The organism is Streptomyces hygroscopicus subsp. hygroscopicus, assembly GCF_030269125.1.
GTDB lineage: Bacteria > Actinomycetota > Actinomycetes > Streptomycetales > Streptomycetaceae > Streptomyces > Streptomyces hygroscopicus_C.
The window spans coordinates 129,483-150,146 of record NZ_BSSM01000008.1 but is presented as its reverse complement, the minus strand read 5'-3'; the positions used below and the strand labels follow the sequence as shown (position 1 = coordinate 150,146).

The following is a 20,664-nucleotide window of genomic DNA, read 5'->3' as shown; positions in this document are numbered from 1 at the left end:
CGATCCGCGCGAAGAACGCGCAGGTCAGTCTGGATGACCTGAGAATCCAAGGTCGTCCGCGGGCAGGACCGAGACCGGGGGTTCCTCCGCCGCCGGAGGGAATGGCCAGATCTTTACCGTTCATGTGGGGGACGGGCGTGAGAGGGGGCGCACGGGCACGCGTACGCCCCCCTGCGTCCCGAGGGGTGCCCTTTCCGACGCCGTGAAACTGCCCTCCCGGGCACGGCGAAGGGCGCCCCCCGGGCAACGGCCCGGGACAGGCGCCCCTTCCGGGAGCGTGGCGCTACGATCTGCGCCGGCGCTCCGACGTCCGGGTCGCGGACTCGACCTCCTCCGCCACGGCGTCCAGCCCCCCGTCCTCCAGGACGTGATCGCCGTACAGGTCCTGGAGCCAGTTGGTCTGGTAGACGGTGTCGAGATAGCGCTCGCCCATGTCGGGCGCGATGGCGACGGCGGACAGTCCGCGGGCGTCATGCCGGGCCAGCCAGTCGGTGGCCCCGCTGACGACCGTCCCGGTGGAGCCGCCGAACAGGAAACCCCGGCGGGCCATGCGGTGGCACATGCGGATGGTGTCCGCCTCCTCCACCCGGATCACCTCGTCCACGATGGACTCGTCCAGCAGTGGCGGGCGCATGCTCATGCCCAGGCCCGGGATCATCCGGCGGCCCGGCTCGCCGCCGAAGGCCACCGAGCCCACGCTGTCCACGGCGACGATCCGCACCGACCGGTGCCACTGCCGGAACCAGCGGGCGCAGCCCATCAGGGTGCCGGTGGTGCCGGCCCCGATGAACACCACGTCCAGGTGCGGGAACTGCTGGGCGATCTCCGGGGCCGTGGTGCGGTAGTGCGCCCGCCAGTTGCCCGCGTTGGTGTACTGGCTCAGCCAGATGTACCGGTCGTCGGAGGCGCACAGCTGGCGCACGTACTCGATCCGCGTGCCCAGGAAGCCGCCGTTGGAGTCCTGGTCGGCGATGACGTGCACCTCGCTGCCGAGCGCCTCCATCAGCAGTCTGGTGGACAGGTTGCAACGGGAGTCCGTCACACACAGGAACTGGTAGCCCTTGCTGGCGGCGATCATGCTGAGCGCCACGCCGAGGTTCCCGGAGGAGGACTCGACGAGGATGGACTCCGGCGTCAGGAGTCCGTCCCGCTCGGCGCTCTCCACCATCTCGTTCGCGGCCTTCAGCTTGATGGAGCCGGCGAAGTTGAAGCCCTCGCACTTCAGATGGAGGGGTTGTCCGCAGATCGACTCCAGGTCGACGAAGAGGTGGCCCTCGTTGAAGGCGTAGGGAGCGGAAATGACAGGCACGGCGGACCTCCTGGTGCCGGGCCGAGGACGGGCCTCAGCCGTACCGGCGCAGGTCGTGGAAGAAGTCGTCGATGAGGCGGAGGCTGCCCGCCCGGGATACCTCGTCGTAGACGTACTTGCCGACGGCGAGATCGAGGACACCGAGTCCGAAGGGCGAGAAGATCACCGGCCGGTCGGCCGGCGGCACTGCCTGCCCGCACAGCACGTCGTTGAGCGTGCCGTTCAGGAACTCGCGCTCGCCGGTGAGCTGTTCGACCAGATGCGGCGAGGTGTCGGCCTTCAGGCAGTGCTCCACGTCGTCGACGAAGTTCGCGGCGTCCAGGAGGACTTCCGGGGCCAGGTCCCGCAAGGACACGTGCAGGACCACGGGGTTGTGGTCGAACCAGGCCGGATCGGTGACGTGCGGAGTGCCGGCGACGGTCGCGAAGACCACGAGATCGCTGGCGCGGACCAGGTCCTCGGCACTCTCGTGCACGGTGACCCGCCCGCCCGCACCGCTCTGGCCCAGATAGCCCCGGAACCCCTCGGCGCTGTCGGCGGACACGTCGTGCACGCCGATCGCGTCGAACTCCCAGCCGGTGCCGGCCAGGAAGGTGTGGATGTACCGGGCGATCAGCCCCGTGCCGAAGAACCCGACCCGCGCGGGCCGGGAGGGCCGGCCGCGGCTGAGCCAGTCGGCCGCGAGCGCCGCGGACGCCGCGGTGCGGGTGGCGCTGATGATGGAGCTTTCCAGACAGGCGAAGGGGTAGCCGGTCTCCGGGTCGTTGAGGATCAGCACCGCGGAGGCCCGCGGCAGCCCCGAGCGCACGTTGTCCGGGAAGCTGGAGATCCACTTCAGGCCGTCCACGTGCACCGAACCGCCGATGGAGGCCGGCAGCGCGATGATCCGCGAGGAAGGACGGTCCGGGAAACGCAGGAAGTACGAGGGCGGGTTCACCGACTCCCCGGCACCGTGCAGCCGGTAGGTGGCCTCCACCAGCGCCACCAGTTCCTTCTCGCGCCCGGCCAGCGCCCGCTGCACCTGCTCCCCGGAGATCACCGAGAAGGTCGGCGCCGAGGGGGTGCCCGCGGCCCGTTCGGCCGCTGTCGTCAGCAGGTCGGTCATCGCTCGCTCGCCTCCGGGGTCGGGCGGCCGTCGGCGAGCCGGTGCGGCTCCGCCATGCCCACCAGCACCTCGCGGTCGCCGGTGAACGGCTCCCGGCTGTGCGCGGTACCGATGTTGTCCACGAGCAGCAGGTCCCCGGCCTGCCAGGGCTCGCGCCGGGTGTGTGCCTCATAGGTGGCGTTGAGCTGCTCGATCACCTCCTCGGCGATCGGAGTCCCGTCTCCGTAACGGGTGTTGAAGGGCAGCCCGTCCTCGCCGTACATGTCCACCAGGTACTCGCGCACCTCCGGGGACAGCGTCCACTCGTTGAGGAACGCGATCTGGTTGAACCAGCCGCGCCGGCCCGTGACCGGGTGGCGCACGACCGCGCTGCGCCGCTGCTCGGTGTACAGGGAGCCGTCGGCGCGCCACGTGCACTCGATGGCGTGCGCCCGGCAGTAGCGCTCGATCTCCCCGCGGTCCTCGGTGCCGAAGGACTCGGCCAGCGAGGCCCCGATCTCGTCGTTGTAACTGCGGGTCAGCGTCCAGCCCTCGCGCTCGAACCGCTCGGTCAGCGAGGCGGGCAGCGCGTCCAGCACCTCCCCGGCGTCGGCCACCGCCGTGGCCCCGCCCTCCGCGGGCGCGGTCAGGCACGCGAACAGCATCAGCGAGGGCACGTCCAGCGTGTAGCTCAACTCGTGGTGCATGCACATCGGCTGGTTGGCCGGCCACGGCGTGGACGTGTACACCCCGGGCCCGCGGGCCTCGCGCGGCGCGAACGCCTCCCGCTCCGTCATGAGTCCACCGGCGATCCGGGCGAAGACGGCGCCGACCCGGTCCGCGTCCCGCAGTCCCAGACCGCGGACGAGCAGCGCCCCGTGCTCGGTCACCAGGGCGCGCAGCGCCTCGCGGTGCTCGCCCGCCCAACTCGGCGCGTCGCCCGGTGAGTCGACGCGCAGCAGCGCCGGTCTGTGCGGCCGCAGCTCCACCTCGAGCGGCGCTGCCAGTGATGAGAACGGCATCTCTGTTTCCTTTCGGTAGCCCGTCTGGAGGGTCCGCGCGGCTCAGGACATGGCCAGGGGTACGGCGGCCAGCACGGCCCGCGCCGCATCGGCCGGCCGGGTGCGCGGGAAGTAGTGCCCCCCGTCGGCGAGTTCGTGCAGCTCCACCCGGTCGGCCAGCAGCAGCCAGTCCCGGTGGCGCTCGGCGGAGCCGGCGGTGTGCGGGTCGTCGGCCGCGACGACCACCGTCAGCGGCGCCGACAGCCTGGGCGGCGACGAGTTCTGCAGGGCCGTACGGAAGTAGCGGTGCGCGGCCACGCAGTCGTGCCGGTAGGCGGCGCCGATGTGCTCGGCGTGCGCCTCGTTCAGCTCGGCGAGCTCGGTGTAGCCGCTGTCCGCGGTGAGCCGCGCCGCGATCTCGGCGTCGCCGAGTCCGGTCAGCTCGGCGGCGGCGGCGCCGCGCTCCTCGGCGCTGCCGAGGAGCTGGGCGCCGATGAACACCCGGCTGACCCGCACGCCCCGCTCGGTCAGCCGCCGCGCGGTCTCGATCGCGGGCGCGGCGCCCGAGGAGTGTCCCCACAGCATCACCCGGCCCAGTCCGCGCGCGACGATCTCCGCCGCTACCTGCTCGGCCACCTGTGCGATCGAGACGAAGGGTTCCTGGTGTGCGGCGAGGTCGTGGCCCGGCAGGTCCACCGCGAGAACGGTCAGCCCGCTGTCGGCCAACACACTCGCCATCGGCTGGAAGTTGACCGCGTTGCCGCCCGCGTAGGGGAAGCACACCAGCGCGCCCTCGGCCCCGCCGCCCCCCTCCGCGAGCGGCTGCAGCAGCTCGCCGTGCTGCCTGCTCGCGCCGTCCAGCAGCGCGGCCAGGTCGGCGAGGACGGGGTGCCGGGTGATGTCCTTGAGGGACACCGCGCGCTCCAGCGCGATGCTGAGCTTGACCGCGGTCAGCGAGGTGCCGCCGGAGTCGAAGAAGTGGTCCGACCGGCGGACCTGCTCGACGGGCACGCCCAGCACCTCGGCCCAGGCCGCGGCGAGCCGCCGTTCGGCCGGGCCGAGCGGGACGTCCGCCGCCGCGGTCCCCTCCGCGACCGGCGCGGCCTGCGCCGCCAGCGCGGTCAGCGCCTTGCGGTCGATCTTGCCGTTGGCGGTCAGCGGCAGCGCGTCCTGCCAGTGGAAGGCCGAGGGCACCATATAGGCGGGCAGCACCGCGCCGAGAGCCTCGCGCAACTCCTCCACCGGCCGGGCCGGACCCGAGCAGAAGGCGATCAGATGCCTGCTTCCGCCGCCGCGCTCGGTGACCACCACCGCCGCGTCCCGCACCCCGGCCACCCGCAGCAGCGCGTTCTCGATCTCGCCGATCTCGATGCGGAAGCCGCGGATCTTCACCTGGTTGTCCCGGCGGCCCAGGAACTCCAGTTTGCCGTCCGGGTGCCAGCGCCCCCAGTCACCCCCGAGATAGAGCCGCTCGCCGGGCCGGTACGGGTCCGTGCGGTACGCCTCCCGGGTCCGCTCGGGATCGTTGACGTACCCCCGGCCCACACAGACGCCGGAGAACGCGATCAGGCCGGGCGCGCCCAGCGGCACGAGGGACAGCCGCTCGTCCACCACGTAGACGCGCACGTTGTTCACCGCGCGCCCCAGCAGCACCCGCTCCGGCACCCGGTCCAGGACCTCGTGATTGGTGTCGTCCGAAGTCTCGGTCAGTCCGTAGGCGTTGAGGAGCCTGATGCCCGGCTGGATCGCGAACCAGCGCTGCGTCAGCTCGCGCTTGAGCGCCTCGCCGGTCACCGACACGCAGCGCAGGTCGGGCAGTTCACGCGGCCGCCGCTCCAGGTACGAGACCACGACCTCCAGATAGGAGGGCACCAGCTGCGCCACCGCGACCCGCCCGGCGGTCAGCGTGTCCACGAAGCGCTCCACGTCCGTGATCTCGTCCTGCCCGACGATCAGGGTCCGCCCGCCGACCATGAGCGCGGACACCAGCTGCCACAGCGAGATGTCGAAGCACTGCGGCGCCGTCTGCGCCACCACCGAGCCCTCGCCGATGCCCAGGTCGTCGATCTTGGCGAAGAGATGGTTGAGCAGGCCCGCGTGCTCGCACATCGCCCCCTTCGGCTCGCCGGTGGAGCCGGAGGTGAAGTAGATGTACGCCAACTGGTCCGCGTCCACCCGGACACCGAGGTCGTCCTCGGCGTGCGGCTCCGCGTACGCCTCCTCGACCAGCAGCCGCCGCGCCCCCGCCACCGAGGCCAGCGCCTCGTCCAGGGTTCTGGTACTGCCGGACTCGGCCAGCACGAGCCGGCATCCCGCACGCGACAACGTTGCCGCGATCCGCCCGGCCGGGAAGTGCGGCTCGATCGGCAGATAGGCGCCGCCCGCCTTGAAGACGGCGAGCGTGGCCGCCAGCCAGTCCAGGTCGCGCTCCATGACGACGGCGACCACGTCCTCCCGCCCGAGACCCCGCTCGACGAGTGCCCGCGCCAGCCGGTTGGCCCGCCGGTTCAGCTCGTCGTACGTCCACTCCCGCTCGCCCCGCACGGCCGCCACCGCGTCCGGCCGCGTCCGCACCCGCTGCTCGAACAGCTCGTGCGCCCGCGCCTTTGGCAGCGGCCGGTGCGGCCCGGCCAGCCCCTCCAGCTGTTCGCGCACCTCGGCGTCCGACAGCAGGCTCCGCGCGCCGTGGTCGGCGTCGGGGTCGGTGGCCAGCAGCATGAGGGCGGTCAGGTGGTAGCCGCCGATCCGGGCCGCCGCGGCGGCGTCCAGGACGTCCTTGCGGTACCCGAGGCGCAGCAGCAGCCGTCCGCCCCGGTCGGACCAGCGCACCTGAAGGACACCGTCGTCGGCGTGGTTCTCGTCGGCCCCGATCGGCCCGAAGACCACCTCGTACGGCGGCTCGGCCAGCCCGAGTTCGCGGCGCAGCTTCTCCACCGGGAACTCCCGGTGCGCCAGCACCTCCGCCTCGGCGTGCTCGGCCGCCGCCGCCAGTTCCCGCCAGGACCCCGGGCGCACGGCCAGCCGGCAGGGCAGCGGTTCGCCGCGCACCCCGGTGGTGTACCCGGTGACCACCTCGGCCTCGCCGGACAACGCGGCCAGCACCTTGGCGTGCGCCGCGAGCAGCAGGGCGCTGACCGGCACCCCCTGGTGCGACACCAGCTCGCGCACCGCCCGTGCCACCTCGTCCGGCACCGGCGTCTCGTGCTCGGCCGTCCCCGGCGCCGGTTCCCGCACCCAGCGCGGCACCGAGGTGACACCGCCGGCGGTCAGCACCCGCTGCCAGAACTCCCGGTCCGCTTCCACGCGCGTTCCCATCGAATGGCCTTCCTCAACTCACGGTCGCCGCAGGGGCGCTGGCTGTAGTCGCGGACCCGGCGGGGGTGACGGCGGCTCCGTCGGCCGCCGGCATCTCCACCGCGGGATTGCCGCCCCACCGCGCGTGCGGCGGCACTTCCTCGCCCTTCATGAGGAAGGAGTCGGAGACCAGCACCGAGCCCTCGCCCATCGTCACGCCGTAGTGGACATGGGCGGAGACGCCCAGCGTGACGCCGGTGCCCAGCCGGATGAAGTCGGATTTGAAGGTGCCGTCCTCCTGCGAGTGGCACTGGATCTTGCTGCCCGCGTTGAGGGTGCACTCGTCACCGATGACCGCGAGGGTCCGGTCGGTGATGTAACAGCCGTCGTCGAACACCCTGCGGCCCACGCGCACGCCCATCAGCCGCCAGACCAGGCACTTGAAGGGGGTGCCGTTGAAGATGTTGAGCCACTGCGACGGAACCTTCCACAGGCGCTCGATCCGCCAGAAGTCCCGGTCGTAGATGGAGCACAACTGTGGTCGCAGCCCGCGGAACCCGGTCATGCAGCGCTCCAGCACGATGTAGTACGCGGTGGAGAAGGCGAGCGTCAGCGCCAGATAGGCCGCTATCACCACATGGCCCGCCATGCCGTACAGATCCACCGAGGCGAGCGCCAGCAGGGTGAGCGCGAAGACGTGCAGCCAGCGGGCGCCCAGCCACCAGGCCATCGAGCGCAGGTTGTAGCGGTTCTTCGCGCCGAGCCGCCGGCTCAGTTCGTCGCCCTCGCGCAGATGGTCGAACCGGGCGTCGCGGTCGACGGAGCGCGGGATCTCGAAGCACGGCGATCCGAGCAGGCCCACGCCCTGTCTGATCTCGCCGTCCAGCGGGATCATGACCTTGGTCGCGAGCAGGCAGTTCTCGCCCGTCCTGCCGCCCGCCGGGTAGGCGATGTTGTTGCCCAGGAAGTTGCGCGGCCCGATCGACACCTTCGACAGCCGGAACGACGTGCTCGAATAGTCCGCGTTGAGGACGGACAGTCCGTCGGCCACCATGGTGCCGCTGCCGACCGAGACCAACAGCGGCGTCTCGTGCTGCATCTCGGTGCCGAAGTTCGACCCGGTCTGCTCGACGTGCGACAGGTCGTACCCGAGTCCGCGCAGGTAGTGCACGATGAACGAGCTGTCCCCGAAGAGCCAGGCGTAGAACTTCACGTTCGTCATGCGGGCCGTCGTCCGGTGCAGCGCGTAGTGGAGGCCGTAGAGCGGATAGACCCGGTCGGGCCGGACGACCATCCCCAGCAGCCGCGGCAGCGTGTACAGGACGACCAGGCCCACGACCACGAAGCCGAGGAACAGCGCGAGGGAGAGCAGCAGCGAGTCCGTGAGCAGCTCGGCCGGTGCGAGCGACTGCGTCCGCGGATCGAGCCGCTTGCCGATCGCCGGTACCTGGGTGAACAGCATGTACATTCCGCCGACGGCCAACGGAATGTAGAGGAACAGCAGTTGGAGCAGGGTGCCGAGGCCGTACCAGGCGCGCCGCAGGGTGCCGCACCGGGCGGGAGCGACGCGCAGGTAGTCGGTACCCGCCGGTTCGGCGGGGGAGCCGTGCCAGCGTTCGCCGGCCGGGACCGACTGGCCGCGGTGCAGCGCCGAGGCGTGCCCGAGCTGCGATCCGTCGCCCATCGAGGTGTCGATGTCGAGGGTGGTCTTCTCGCCGACGAACACACCCTCGCCCAGGGTGACCCGGCCGGTCTGGATGCGTCCCGCGTGCGCCCGGTAGCCGAGGATGAAGGAGTCCTTGCGGATCACCGTCCCGGCGCCGATGGTCACCAGGTCGGTGCAGACCGGCAGGGTGTGGGAGAGGATCGTCACCCCTTTGCCGATCCGCGCGCCCAGGGCCCGCAGATACAGCACGTACAGCGGGGTGCCGGCGAGGAGGACCATCGGGTTCGCGTGCAGCAGTACCTTGACGAGCCAGAAGCGCATGTACGCGGGGCCCCAGACGGGGAACTCGGTCTGTTTCCAGCGGCCGACCAGCACCCACTTCGCCAGGATCGGGAAGACGCACAGGGCGAGGAAGCCGCCGCCGCCGAAGAGCAGCGACCGTACGTAGATGTCGGCGACGCCCCTGCCGTCGGCGACCCACTCGTAACCGGTGCCGGCGGCCAGGCCGGAGACGAGCGAGTAGCCGAGGAAGACCACCAACTGGAAGGTTCCGCACAGGAAGTGGGTCAGCCGGCTGGTGTGCTGCGGTGGCGCGGGAGGCGGGACGGGTGCCGCTGCCGCCGGAGCGGCCGTGGCGTCGGCCGGCGCGGGGGTGGCCGGTGCGAGGGCCGCGGCCAGGTCCCGGACGGTGGGATACCGGTAGATGTCCCGCATGGACGGGGACGGCAGGTCGGGCCGCTTGCGTACCCGTGCGCAGAACTGGGCCATGAGCAGGGAGTTGGCGCCGAGGTCGGTGAAGAAGTGGCTGTCCACCGCGACCTGTTCGGTGCCCACGACCTCGGCGAGCGCGTCCGCGAGTCTGCTTTCGGTCTCTGTCCTGTCCGGGCCGGCGCCGCTCACGGGGAGGGCGGGTGCGTCCGGCCCGCTTATATCGATCTCGGAAGACTGCTCCACCATTCCATCTCCTCGAGAACGTTCTGGATCGTTGATGAACATTTCTGATCACGAACCGCCAGTTCAGTGTGGACAGGGCACCGTAAGCCTGTCATTTCGAACCAATCGCCCGACTCGCCGGAAATGCCGTCCAGAGCCGTGATCCTTGGCAGTGCGGGGCTGGGGAGCGATACGGATCACCCGAATGGCGGTTCACTCGTGCGGCAGTGCAAGGTTCAGGCGGAGTTCGTGGCGGTGGTTTCGGGCGGGGGGCGCGGGAGCGCGGATCGGCGGGTCAGTAGCGCAGGGCCGTGCCGACGGCCGCCCGCACCTCGCCGTGCAGCCTGCGGTTGCTGCGCGCGGTGCCGTGGCCGGAGGAGTGCGCGGCCACGTTCCCGACCGTCAGCACGACGACGTCCAGCAGATTGCCGCCGCCGTCCGTGAAGTTGACCTGGACGGCGAAGGACTTGGCGGAGGACGCGGTGTTGCGGGCGGTCACCGTGGTGGTGGCCCTGCCGTCGCGGTCGAAGCCGACCGCGCCGAGGCTCACCTGGTCCTTGGCGGACAGCCCGCCCCTGGCCTCGGCGAGTCTGCGGCCGGCCTCGGCCGAGGCGGAGGCGAGCGCGTCCCCGCCGCGGGAGGCGAGCGAGGCGGCGGCGGAGGCGGCCGAGGCCGCCTGTTCGGCGGGGCTGGGGGAGTTCTGCCCGCCGCTGCCGCAACCGGCCGCCGTCACCAGGGTCAGCGCCGCTGCCGTGCCCGCCGCCACCCGTCTCCAGTGCCCTGCCATGTGTGACTCCCGTGCTCTGGGGCCCGATTCGTTCCCCTCAGTGAAGGGTGGGCGGCGGCGCCCCGCACACCGGATGCGACACCCGGGCCGCGCGGGCACCCGAAAGGCCCCGGAGGCGCCGCTGAACAGGCGATGTACCCGCTGTGGGTGCCTTCACCGGGCGGTACGGCGCACTCTGACGGATAGTGGTGGGGGACCAGTTCCCCCGGCAGCACCCGTCTTGGTACAGGAGGCCCGATGCGCGCTTCACGGTCACTGGCCGCGCTCACCGGTTCCGCGTTGCTCGGCATCGCGCTCACCGCCTGCCAGGACCAGGCGTCCGGTCAGATCGTGGCCCGCCACAACGGACGGATCGTGCAGAACCTCACCAACCCCTCGGTCAAGGGCTGCCACCGCTTCCCCGAGGGCATCACCCAGGTCACCAACCAGACCCAGAGCAGCCTCCGCCTCTACACGACCCCCGACTGCACCGTGCCCCCGGGCGGCTCCTACGCCTTCCTGGACATCGGCGCGACGGACCAGGCGGTCAGGGCGACGGGTCTGTGGAACAGCTTCTCGTTCGCGCCGGAGTGACGGCGCGGGCCGCCGCGCCCGAGGGCTCGGGCGGCGGCGCGTGAGCGGGCACCGGACGGGTGGGCGGGGGCCGTTCCGGCCGGGCCGGGGTGCTTGAGCGACTCCGGTGGGGGCCCACCGCGCCCGGTGCGCCGCCGCTCCGCGCGTCAGCGCGCGCCACCGCCTGCTACGTTCGCCCTGTGTCGAGCGTGGAACGCAGGGACCGGTACCGTCGCCGGTACGCGTGCGGGCACCCCCGCAACCCGTACGCGGGGCAGCCATGACCGCGCCCCCGGCCCCGCCCCGGCAGATGTGGCCCCTGTACGCCGCGGGATTCACCACCGCCTTCGGGGCACACGGAATCGCCGCCAACCTCGGCGGCCACACGAAGGGCGCGGTCACCTCCCTGCTCGTGCTGGGCGGGCTGCTCGCGCTGTACGACGGCGCCGAGGTCGTCCTCAAGCCGGTCTTCGGCACCCTCGCCGACCGCGTCGGCGCCCGCCCGGTGCTGCTCGGCGGGCTCGCTGCCTTCGCCGCCGCGTCCGCGCTGTACGCCGGCGCGAACAGCCCCGGCTGGCTGTGGGCCGCGCGCCTCGGCCAGGGCGCCGCGGCCTCCGCCTTCTCACCGTCCGCGTCCGCGCTGGTCGCCCGGCTCAACCCGGCGGCGGGACGGGGACGGGCGTTCGGGAGTTACGGCTTCCACAAGTCCCTCGGCTACGCGCTCGGCCCCCTGCTCGGCGGAGTCGTGGTGTGGGTCGGCAGCCTGCGGCTGCTCTTCGCCGTCCTCGCGGTGCTCGGCGGCGCGGTCGCCGCCTGGGCCGCGCTCGCCGTGCCCGTCGTACCCCCGCTGCCCAAGGCGCGGCAGACGGTGCTGGACCTCGCCCGGCGACTGGCCGACCCGGCGTTCCTCGCCCCGACGGCGGCGCTCGCGGCGGCGACCGCGGCGCTGTCGGCCGGGGTGGGCTTCCTGCCGGTGTCCGGCCGCGCCGACGGGCTCGGCACGGTGGCGACCGGCGCGGCGGTGTCGGTGCTGGCGTGCTGCGCGGCCGTGGTCCAGCCCCGGGCCGGACGCGCGCTGGACGCCGGCCGGATCGAGCCCCGCGGCGGCCTGGCCGTCGGCCTCGCGGTCACCGCGGCGGGCCTGGCCTGCGCGATGCTGCCCGGCCTGACCGGCATCCTCCTCGGCGCCGCCCTCACCGGCACGGGCACCGGCCTGATCACCCCGCTCGGCTTCGCCGCCCTGGCCGCGAGCACGCCCGCCGAACGCCTCGGCCAGACCATGGGAACCGCCGAACTCGGCCGCGAACTCGGCGACGCGGGCGGACCCCTCCTCGTGGCCGCGACCGCCTCCCTGGCCACCCTCACCTACGGCTTCGGCGCCCTCGCGGCGCTGATCGCCCTGGGCGCCCTCGGCGCGTTCGCCGCCCTGCGGCCGCGCACCGGAGGGCAGTGAAGGGGCCTGCGGACGGGTCCGGCGAAGGGATCACCGGCCACCGGTTCCTTGTCCGGTGCGCCGTCGGGAGTCCACCCGCCTCGGGGTACGCCGCCTCGTCGATCTCGCCGGAGGCGAAGCGCCGGGCGAGGATCTCCTCCGGGCTCCCGCCCGGCGGCCCCGGCCGCCGCGGGGCCGCGTGAGCCGGACCACCGCCCCCACCCGAGCAGTCCGAGCAGCGCGATCCGCACGAGGGACGTGAGGGCCGTCCAGCGAGGGGCATGGAGGCCGTCCAGCGCCGGCCACCGCCGCCGTCCCGGAACGTCATCGCGTCCACCACCCGCCGAGAAGGCCCCGGCACCTCCACCATCGCCCCGGAACGGAACCGGCGACCGGGCTCCTCGGCCCTCCGCCCGCGACCGGTCGGCACCTCTGCGGGGAGTGTGTCCACGGGGTGCCCGACCGGCGTGCCCCGGCCCGACCGGACGGCGGCGTACCGGCACCGGGGCCCGGTTCGACCGATGACCACCGCTCCGCTCAAGGCCCTCGTCCGCCCCCTGCTTTCGCCCCTTTGTCGATACGATGGCCGTCATGGCGAGTCGGGGGAGTGCTGGGTGGAACCGTTGACGGACTTGGTGTTCTCGGCTGTCGGCACGGTCGCCTCGGGCGCCCTGTCCGGTGCGGGCGGCGAGATGGGCAGGCGGGTCTCGGAGCGACTGCACGGACTGCTCAGCCGGGCGGGGACCGAGCCGGGCACGCCGTCCGGTCAGCAGGTGCTCGTCCTGCCCCGCACCGAGCGGGAACGCCGGGCCGCCGCCTTACAACTGGTCGAACTCGCCCGCACTTCACCGGAGTTCGCCCGCGAGGTGCGGGAGTGGGCGCGGGAGGCTTCCTGGCTGGCGCCGCGCGTGGTGGCGGCCGTGGCGCCCGCGGAGTCCCGCCCGCGGATGCTGCCGCCCGCGACGGCGGCGTTCACCGACCGGGAGGACGTACTCGCCTGGATCGAGGACCTCCTGGACGACGCCGACCGGTCGCCGGGCGCGCCGGTCGTCGCCACCGTCACCGGGCCGGGCGGTATCGGCAAGACCGCGACCGTCGTACGGTGCGCACACGAGCTGAGCGAGCGCTTCCCCGACGGGGAGCTGTTCGTCGATCTCGCCGGCGCTTCCGCGGGGACCGCCCTCACCCCCTCCGAGGCCCTCGTCCGCCTCCTGGAGGGCCTGGGGACCGGCACCATCCCCGGCGACGAAGCACGCCAGCGGGACCTCTTCCGGGACTGCACGGCCGGCCGGCGCATGATCGTCGTCCTCGACAACGCACTGGACGACGCCCAGGTCCTCCCCCTGCTGCCCGCATCGCCCGGCTGCCTCGTCCTGGTGACCAGCCGGCACCGGCTCGGCCGGGTCGTGGCCGAGCACGGGGCGCACCCCTTCACCCTGCGGCCGCTGTCGACAGCGGACTCCGTCCTGCTGCTGCGGCGCGTCGCGGGGCGCACGCGGTCGGCCGCTCCGGAGGAGGTCGTACGGGCCGTCGCGGAGGGCACCGGCGGCATCCCGCTCGCGGTGTGCACCACCGGCGCCGGGCTCGCCGTCCGCGAACACCTCTCCTGGGACCGCGTGGCGCGCGGACTCTCCGAGCGGGTCCACGACGCGGGGCGGACGGGAGCAGCCATGGCGGGCATCGGCCCGCACGACCCCGTCCGGCTCGCGCACGACGTGTCGTACGGCGAACTCTCCCCCGAGTGCGCCGCCTTCTACCGCGCGCTCGCGGTATGGGCCTGGCCCACCGTGAACGTCCTGTGCGCCAGGCACGCGGCAGGTGTCGAGGAGGCCGAGGCCCGGGACATGCTGGAGCAGCTGGCCCGCGTCCATCTGCTGGAGGAGGTCGCGGAGGAGCGCTACCGCTTCCACGACCTCGCCCGCGCCCACGCCCGCGAGCTGGCGGTCGCCGAGGACGGGGAACGCCGGATGCGTGACGCGGTCCGCCGGGTGGCGGTCGCGTATCTGCGGTTCGCGGCGGCCGCGGACCTGCGGGTGATCGGGCAGCGCTGGCACCTCGGCCCCGTCTACGACCGCCTCGCCCCGCCGGCCGATCCCGAACCGGGCGACGGTGCAAGGGCCCTGGCGGAGCTGCGCGCCGAACGGGAGAACATCGCCGCCGTCATCCACGCGGCCGACCACCACGGCTTCGACGACCTCGTCTGGCAGCTGTGCGAGGCGATGTGGAGTCTGCACTTGCGGCTCGGCTTCCACGCCCAGTGGATCGACACGCATCTGCGCGGTGTCGCGGCCGCCCGCCGCGGCGCCGAGGAGTTCGGCGACCGGCGCGCGGTCGGCCGCATGCTGGTCCAACTCGCCTTCGCCTACATGGGAGTCGGCGAAGCCGACAAGGCGGAGGAGGCCCTGGAGCAGGCCGCCGCGGCGGACGAGGCCTGCGGTCATCGGCGCGGCCAGGCGTCCGCCCTGGAGGCCCTCGGGCTGCTCCGCCTCAAGCTGTGGCGCCACGACGAGGCGCGGCACGGTTTCGAGGAGGCCCAGCGGATCCTCGGCCGCATCCGCGAGGGCGACGAGGGATGGCGGGACGTGCCCCGCGCCACCGCACTCCTGGCGCACCACATCGGCCGAGTCCTGGCCCGCGAGGGACGATTCCCCGCCGCCTACGAGCGGTTGAACGACGCACTGGTCCGCTTCCGCACCCTGCCCGACGGCTCCGACACCTACAACGAGGGCCGCGTCTACATGAGCCTGGGCGAGGCCCACCTCAGCGCGGGCGACGCCGAACTCGCCCTTGTCTGCCTGGACAAGGCCGTCGAGATCATGACGGCGGAGGGCGCGCTGCTCCAGCTCGCCGACGTGCTGGAGCAGCGCGCCGAGTGCCACGACCGCTCGGGCCACCCGGCGCGGGCCGCCGAGGATCTGCGGGCCGCCGCCGCGTGCTACGAGGAGCAGGGGAACACCGTCGGCGCGGAACGGGTCCGGGCGCGCCTCGCCGCGCTGGAGGTCTGAGCGCTAGGCCGGGGGCGGTGACAGCCGTTCGACCGTCACCCGGCGCGTCACCGCACCGGTGCGTACCACGAGTCGCGGAACGGCCTCGGAGAGCTTCCGCCCGCTCGCGACCCAGGCGTGGAGCGCGGAGGCGTACGCGGCCGGATCGCACAGGTCCGGCCGCCCGTCCGGTCCGGGGGCCGCGGACAGTCGCAGCAGATCGCCCTGCCGGGTGCGTACGACACAACGGTCCGGCCCGTCGGCGTAGGCCACCAGCGCGCAGTACGGGTAGCGCGCCAGCGCCTCCGCGGTCCACGCGGCGGGCGGCCCGAGCCGGGGATCGTCCGCGGGCGCCTGCCGCAGGACGACGTCCGCGACGCGCAGCCTGCCCGTCTCCCGGGTCTCCTCGTCCACCGCCGTGTGCGCGAGTTCGGCCCGCGCCGCCAGTCCCTCCGCCGGATCGGGGGCGTCGCCGGACACGGGGTGCCGTACGACCGCGACCTCCGGCGTCCGCCCGTCGGCGACCTCCGCGAAGACCCGGACCGGCGCGGTACGACGGGCCGGTTGGTGGGGCGGCAGCGGCAGCGGATCGAGGAGCGCGGCGTGGCCCTCGGGCTCCGGCAGGTCCATGAGCCCGTAGAAGAGCCGGCGCAGCAGCCCGGCCGACTCGCCCGGGGAGGAGCTGGCCTGCTCGGCGAAGCGCGCGTAGCGGCCCGGCTCGTGGGTGGCGATCGCCGCGTCGATCTGCGCGCGCAGGCTGCCCCGCCGGACGAGACGGGGTGCCGTACGCCCGAGCGCGGCCACCGGGGAGTGCGGGTCGAGCGCGTCCTGCGGGAACGCCCCGAGGAGCACGGGGACGCCGATGGCCGCCGCGTAGTAGGTGACGCTGGAGTGGTCCCCGAGCACGCAGTCCGCCGCGATCAGGGCCTGCCGCCACCAGTCGAGCGGCGGCACGGCGGCCAGACCGGCCCGCCGGGCGTGGTCCAGCCAGGCCCTGACCTGCCCCGGGCCGTGTCCGTACCAGATGTTCGGGTGCAGCACGGCGACAGAGCGGTACTCGTCGGCAGGCAGCTCCGTGGACAGGCGGGACAGCAGCCAGGGCAGCAGATCGTCCGCGCCGTCCTCCTCGGCCGCGTCCATGGCGCCGAACAGCGACCGCGACGACCAGGTCGAGCTGAGGACGACCAGCTTCTGACCCGGTGCCACCCCGAGGGAGCGCCGGAAGAGCTCACGCTGCGCGAGCGCGCCGATGAGCCGGTCGTAGCAGGGGTCCCCGGCCAGTACGGCGGTGGGCGCGGCCTGCGGGCAGGCGGCGCGCAGCCGCTCCAGCTGTTCGGGGTGCGACAGCACGGTGGCCGCGGCGAGCGGACGGCCGTCGTGGAGCAGCCAGTCGGGGGAGAGCCCGAAGACCGGTGCGGACGACCGGCGTTCGGGATCGCCGGGGGTGGCGAGCCGCTTGTTGTAGCCCATTCCGTGGGACAGGACGACCAACTCCGCGCGGATCTCGTCCAGTTCTCCGCCGTAGCTCGCCGAGACGGCGAGGTCGAACGTCGTCTCCTTGGCCTGTTCCCACGGCAGGACGGGCAGCCCCATGCCCGTGAGGAGTTCGACCACGCCCGCGAGGAACGGCGACGACCCCGTGCACGTGGCGAACAACTGAAGCCGCACATCGCCGTCGAACAGCGGCAGCACGTCCAGCAACCGGGTCGCGGACGTCACGTTGTGCACGACGAGGAGGACACGCCGGCACCCCGCCCGCGTGACCCAGCGTTCCGCGTCCGCCCCCACCGGCACCCGCAACCGAGCTGCCCCAACCGTCACCACTGGCGCGTATCCCCGTCCCGGCCTGATCGATTCGGCCCTCCCCGGCTGCCCGCCCGATGCTATCGGGCGGTAACCCCGGGGACACGCACAGGTGTGCGGAGGTGCCGGGGGCGCACCCAGGCCGAGAGCGCGGCCCGCTTCCTCGTCCGGCACCTCGTGCGGAAGGGCGGCGGGACACCTTCGCACCCTCCGCTCCCGCCTCCGCACGCGGACGACGGCACGGATGTCGATCAACCGGAGTTCGAGAACGACGGCTTGGCGCACGGCGTTTATGAACCACCCGTTGCCTGGTAGCACTTCACAGCAAGCCGATCTTCGTACCACCGCACTCCGTACCACCGCACTCTCCGTACCACGGCACTTCGAACCACCCCGCTCTTCGCACCACCGCCATCTACGAAACGAGGAACCCATGCGTGTGGAAGTCGACCAGCCCAGGTGCGTCGCCTCCGGGCAGTGCGTCCTGGCGGCGCCGGCGGTCTTCGACCAGGACGACGAAGGCATCGTGCGGCTGCTGGACGCCACCCCCGGTCCCGAACACGAGGAGGACGTACGGGAGTCCATGGCGATGTGCCCCGCCGCCGCGATCCGGCTGGTGGAGGGGTGACGGCCGCCGCGCCGCGCCGCGTCGTCGTCGTGGGCGCCTCGGCGGCCGGTCTGACCGCCGCCGAGACCCTGCGCCGGGCGGGCTACGACGGCTCGCTGACCCTCGTCGGCGGCGAGCCGCACCTGCCCTACGACCGGCCGCCGCTGTCCAAGCAGGTCCTCACCGGCGCCTGGGAGCCCGAGCGGGCCCGCCTGCGCCGCCCGGCCGATCTCGACGCCCTCGCCCTGGACCTGCGGCTCGGCGTCCCCGCCGCCGCCCTCGACCCGGCGGCACGGGCGCTGACCCTCGCCGACGGCACACGGCTCACCTACGACGGTCTGATCATCGCCACCGGAGTCCGGCCCCGCCGGCTGCCCGAGTGCGGTACCCCCGGCGTCCACGTCCTGCGGGACCTGCCGGACGCCCTCGCCCTGCGCGAGCGGCTGGCGGCCGGGGGCAGGCTGGTCGTGGTGGGCGCCGGGTTCCTCGGGGCCGAGGTCGCCTCCGCCGCCCGTACCCTCGGCGCGAGCGTCACCCTCGTGGAACCCGCCCCCGTCCCGCTCGCCCACGCCGTGGGACAGCGGGTCGGCACGCACCTGGCCCAGGTCCACCGCGACCACGGCGTGGACGTGCGGACCGGCACCAAGGTCGCCGGGATCACGACCGGCGCGGGCCGCGCCACCGGCGTGCGCCTCAGCGACGGCACCACCATCCCGGCCGACGACGTCCTGGTGGCCATCGGCTCCGAACCCAACACCGAATGGCTGTCCGGCAGCGGCCTGCGGCTGGCCGACGGCGTGGTCTGCGACCGCTACAGCGCCGCCGCGCCCGGCATCTACGCGGCGGGCGACGTGGCCCGCTGGCACAACCCGCTGTTCGGCACCGACATGCGCGTGGAGCATCGTACGAACGCGGCCGAACAGGGCATGGCCGCTGCCCGCAACCTCCTCGCCCCCCAGCAGGCGAAACCGTTCGCCCCGGTGCCCTCCTTCTGGTCCGACCAGTACGACCTCAGGATCCAGGCCTTCGGGCACCTGCGCGATCACGACGAGGCGCGGGTGGTCGACGGCGATCCGGCGGACGGCGGCTTCCTCGTCGCCTACCGCAGGGGAACCGTGCTGACCGGAGCACTGGCCGTGGGCATGCCGCCGCGCGCCCTGCGCCCCTGGCGCACGGCGCTCGCGGCCGGAACCGAGTGGACGCGTGCCCTGGACGGCCCACCCGAAGCGGACCAGGCTTGACATGGGGTAGCTCAAGTTTTATTCAGGCTCTATAGGCAAGGAGGTTCGGGGAACACGGTGGGGGAGCAGCCACGAGAAGGAGGACTCACCATGGCGCGTTCGGTCGGTATCGACCTCGGGACGACGAACTCGGTGGTCTCGGTCCTGGAGGGCGGCGAACCCACCGTCATCACCAACACGGAGGGCGCGCGCACCACTCCGTCGGTGGTGGCGTTCGCCAAGAACGGCGAGGTCCTGGTCGGCGAGGTGGCCAAGCGGCAGGCCGTGACCAACGTGGAGCGCACCGCGCGCTCGGTCAAGCGGTACATGGGCGATCACTCCTGGCGCTTCCCCGACCAGGGCGACATCGACGGCAGGCGCTACACCGCCCAGGAGATCTCCGCCCGGGTGCTGCAGAAGCTGAAGCGGGACGCGGAGGCGTACCTCGGCGAGGACGTCACGGACGCGGTGATCACCGTCCCCGCCTACTTCGACGACGCCCAGCGGCAGGCGACGAAGGAGGCCGGGGAGATCGCCGGCCTGAACGTCATGCGGATCATCAACGAGCCGACGGCGGCCGCGCTGGCGTACGGCCTGGACAAGGAGAACGACCAGACGGTCCTCGTCTTCGACCTGGGCGGCGGCACCTTCGACGTCTCGCTGCTGGAGATGGGCGACGGCGTCATCGAGGTCAAGGCCACCAACGGCGACACCCACCTCGGCGGCGACGACTGGGACCAGCGGGTCGTCGACCACCTGGTGCAGCAGTTCAAGAACCACTACGGCGTCGACCTGGGCAAGGACAAGATGGCCGTGCAGCGGCTGCGGGAGGCGGCCGAGAAGGCGAAGATCGAGCTGTCCAGCTCCTCGGAGACCACGATCAACCTCCCGTACATCACCGCCTCCGCCGAGGGCCCGCTGCACCTGGACGAGAAGCTCACCCGCGCCCAGTTCGAACAGCTGACGGCGGATCTGCTCGACCGCTGCAAGGCACCCTTCCACAACGCGATCAAGGACGCCGGGATCAAGGTGTCCGACATCGACCACGTGGTGCTGGTGGGCGGCTCGACCCGGATGCCCGCCGTCTCCGGCCTGGTGAGGGAGCTGACCGGCAAGGAGCCGCACAAGGGAGTCAATCCGGACGAGGTCGTCGCCATCGGCGCCTCACTGCAAGCCGGTGTCCTCAAGGGCGAGGTCAAGGACGTCCTGCTGCTCGACGTCACCCCGCTGTCCCTCGGCATCGAGACCAAGGGCGGCATCATGACCAAGCTGATCGAGCGCAACACCACGATCCCCACCCGCCGTTCGGAGATCTTCACCACCGCCGAGGACAACCAGCCCTCGGTGTCCATCCAGGTCTTCCAGGGGGAGCGCGAGATCGCGGCGTACAACAAGAAGCTCGGTATGTTCGAGCTGACCGGTCTGCCGCCCGCGCCGCGCGGCGTCCCGCAGATCGAGGTCGCCTTCGACATCGACGCCAACGGGATCATGCACGTCTCCGCCAAGGACCTCGGCACCGGCCGGGAGCAGAAGATGACCGTGACCGGCGGCTCCGCCCTGCCGAAGAACGACATCGACCGCATGGTCCGCGAGGCCGAGCAGCACGCCGAGGAGGACCGGCAGCGGCGGGAGGCCGCCGAGACCCGCAACCAGGCCGAACAGCTCGTCTACCAGACCGAGAAGCTCATCGCCGACAACCCCGAGAGCGTCTCCGCGGAGGACCGGCGCGAGACCGAGGCGGCGCTCGCCGAACTGAAGACGAGGCTCAAGGACGAGAACACCGACACCGCCACCATCCGCCAGGCCACGGACCGGGTGGCGCAGTCCGCCCAGAAGATCGGCACGGCGATGTACGAGCGGTCGCGCACCCAGGGCGAACAGGCCGGCGGCACGGCCGCGTCCGGTGGGAGCGCGTCCGGCGGGTCCGCCCCGGAGGACGACGGGGTGGTGGACGCCGAGATCGTCGACGACGACAAGCCGGAGGCGGGCTGA

Annotated in this window: 13 protein-coding genes; 6 read left to right on the top strand and 7 right to left on the bottom strand. The window is 72.9% G+C overall.

Annotated elements, in window-relative coordinates; translation table 11 throughout:
* Positions 1-283: 283 nt before the first annotated feature.
* The 6 genes from sbnA to QSK45_RS19310 all read right to left on the bottom strand — a co-directional run bounded on the left by sbnA (position 284) and on the right by QSK45_RS19310 (position 10,074).
* Entirely contained in the window at positions 284-1,309 is a 1,026-nt protein-coding gene (gene sbnA, locus QSK45_RS19335; protein ID WP_285558496.1) for a 2,3-diaminopropionate biosynthesis protein SbnA, read from the bottom strand.
* Between the two features lie 34 nt (positions 1,310-1,343).
* Positions 1,344-2,414: a 2,3-diaminopropionate biosynthesis protein SbnB gene (gene sbnB, locus QSK45_RS19330; protein ID WP_285558494.1), complete on the bottom strand. Its 1,071-nt coding sequence runs from the start codon at positions 2,412-2,414 to the stop codon at positions 1,344-1,346.
* Positions 2,411-3,415 (bottom strand): TauD/TfdA family dioxygenase, encoded by a 1,005-nt coding sequence (locus QSK45_RS19325; protein ID WP_285558492.1) that lies wholly within the window; start codon positions 3,413-3,415, stop codon positions 2,411-2,413. The genes sbnB and QSK45_RS19325 overlap by 4 nt, the downstream gene beginning before the upstream one ends.
* 42 nt (positions 3,416-3,457) lie before the next feature.
* Complete coding sequence (locus tag QSK45_RS19320; RefSeq protein WP_285558490.1) at positions 3,458-6,709, bottom strand: non-ribosomal peptide synthetase; 3,252 nt, start codon at positions 6,707-6,709, stop codon at positions 3,458-3,460.
* Positions 6,710-6,722: 13 nt separating this feature from the next.
* Positions 6,723-9,311, bottom strand: a complete 2,589-nt coding sequence (locus QSK45_RS19315) for a Pls/PosA family non-ribosomal peptide synthetase (RefSeq protein ID WP_285558488.1) — start codon at positions 9,309-9,311, stop codon at positions 6,723-6,725.
* Positions 9,312-9,582: 271 nt separating this feature from the next.
* A complete protein-coding gene (locus QSK45_RS19310; protein ID WP_285558487.1) occupies positions 9,583-10,074 on the bottom strand; it encodes a hypothetical protein in 492 nt (163 codons plus the stop codon).
* Positions 10,075-10,311: 237 nt separating this feature from the next.
* On the opposite strand from QSK45_RS19310, the gene QSK45_RS19305 reads away from it, so the two are divergent.
* The 3 genes from QSK45_RS19305 (at position 10,312) to QSK45_RS19295 (ending at position 15,063) form a co-directional block, all read left to right on the top strand.
* The gene (locus QSK45_RS19305) at positions 10,312-10,647 is read left to right on the top strand and encodes a hypothetical protein (protein WP_285558485.1); all 336 of its coding nucleotides are present in this window, start codon (positions 10,312-10,314) and stop codon (positions 10,645-10,647) included.
* Between the two features lie 259 nt (positions 10,648-10,906).
* A complete protein-coding gene (locus tag QSK45_RS19300) occupies positions 10,907-12,079 on the top strand; it encodes an MFS transporter (protein WP_285558483.1) in 1,173 nt (390 codons plus the stop codon).
* A gap of 593 nt (positions 12,080-12,672) precedes the next feature.
* On the top strand, positions 12,673-15,063 hold the full coding sequence (locus QSK45_RS19295) for a tetratricopeptide repeat protein (RefSeq protein WP_285558481.1): 2,391 nt from the start codon (positions 12,673-12,675) through the stop codon (positions 15,061-15,063).
* A gap of 3 nt (positions 15,064-15,066) precedes the next feature.
* On the opposite strand, the gene QSK45_RS19290 is transcribed toward QSK45_RS19295, so the two are convergent.
* The gene (locus QSK45_RS19290) at positions 15,067-16,866 is read right to left on the bottom strand and encodes a hypothetical protein (RefSeq protein WP_285558480.1); all 1,800 of its coding nucleotides are present in this window, start codon (positions 16,864-16,866) and stop codon (positions 15,067-15,069) included.
* A 412-nt stretch (positions 16,867-17,278) separates the two neighbouring features.
* On the opposite strand from QSK45_RS19290, the gene QSK45_RS19285 reads away from it, so the two are divergent.
* From QSK45_RS19285 to dnaK, 3 genes are all read left to right on the top strand, one after another.
* Positions 17,279-17,473: a ferredoxin gene (locus QSK45_RS19285; protein ID WP_285558478.1), complete on the top strand. Its 195-nt coding sequence runs from the start codon at positions 17,279-17,281 to the stop codon at positions 17,471-17,473.
* On the top strand, positions 17,470-18,693 hold the full coding sequence (locus QSK45_RS19280; protein ID WP_285558476.1) for an NAD(P)/FAD-dependent oxidoreductase: 1,224 nt from the start codon (positions 17,470-17,472) through the stop codon (positions 18,691-18,693). The genes QSK45_RS19285 and QSK45_RS19280 overlap by 4 nt, the downstream gene beginning before the upstream one ends.
* A gap of 90 nt (positions 18,694-18,783) precedes the next feature.
* Entirely contained in the window at positions 18,784-20,664 is a 1,881-nt protein-coding gene (gene dnaK, locus QSK45_RS19275) for a molecular chaperone DnaK (protein ID WP_285558473.1), read from the top strand.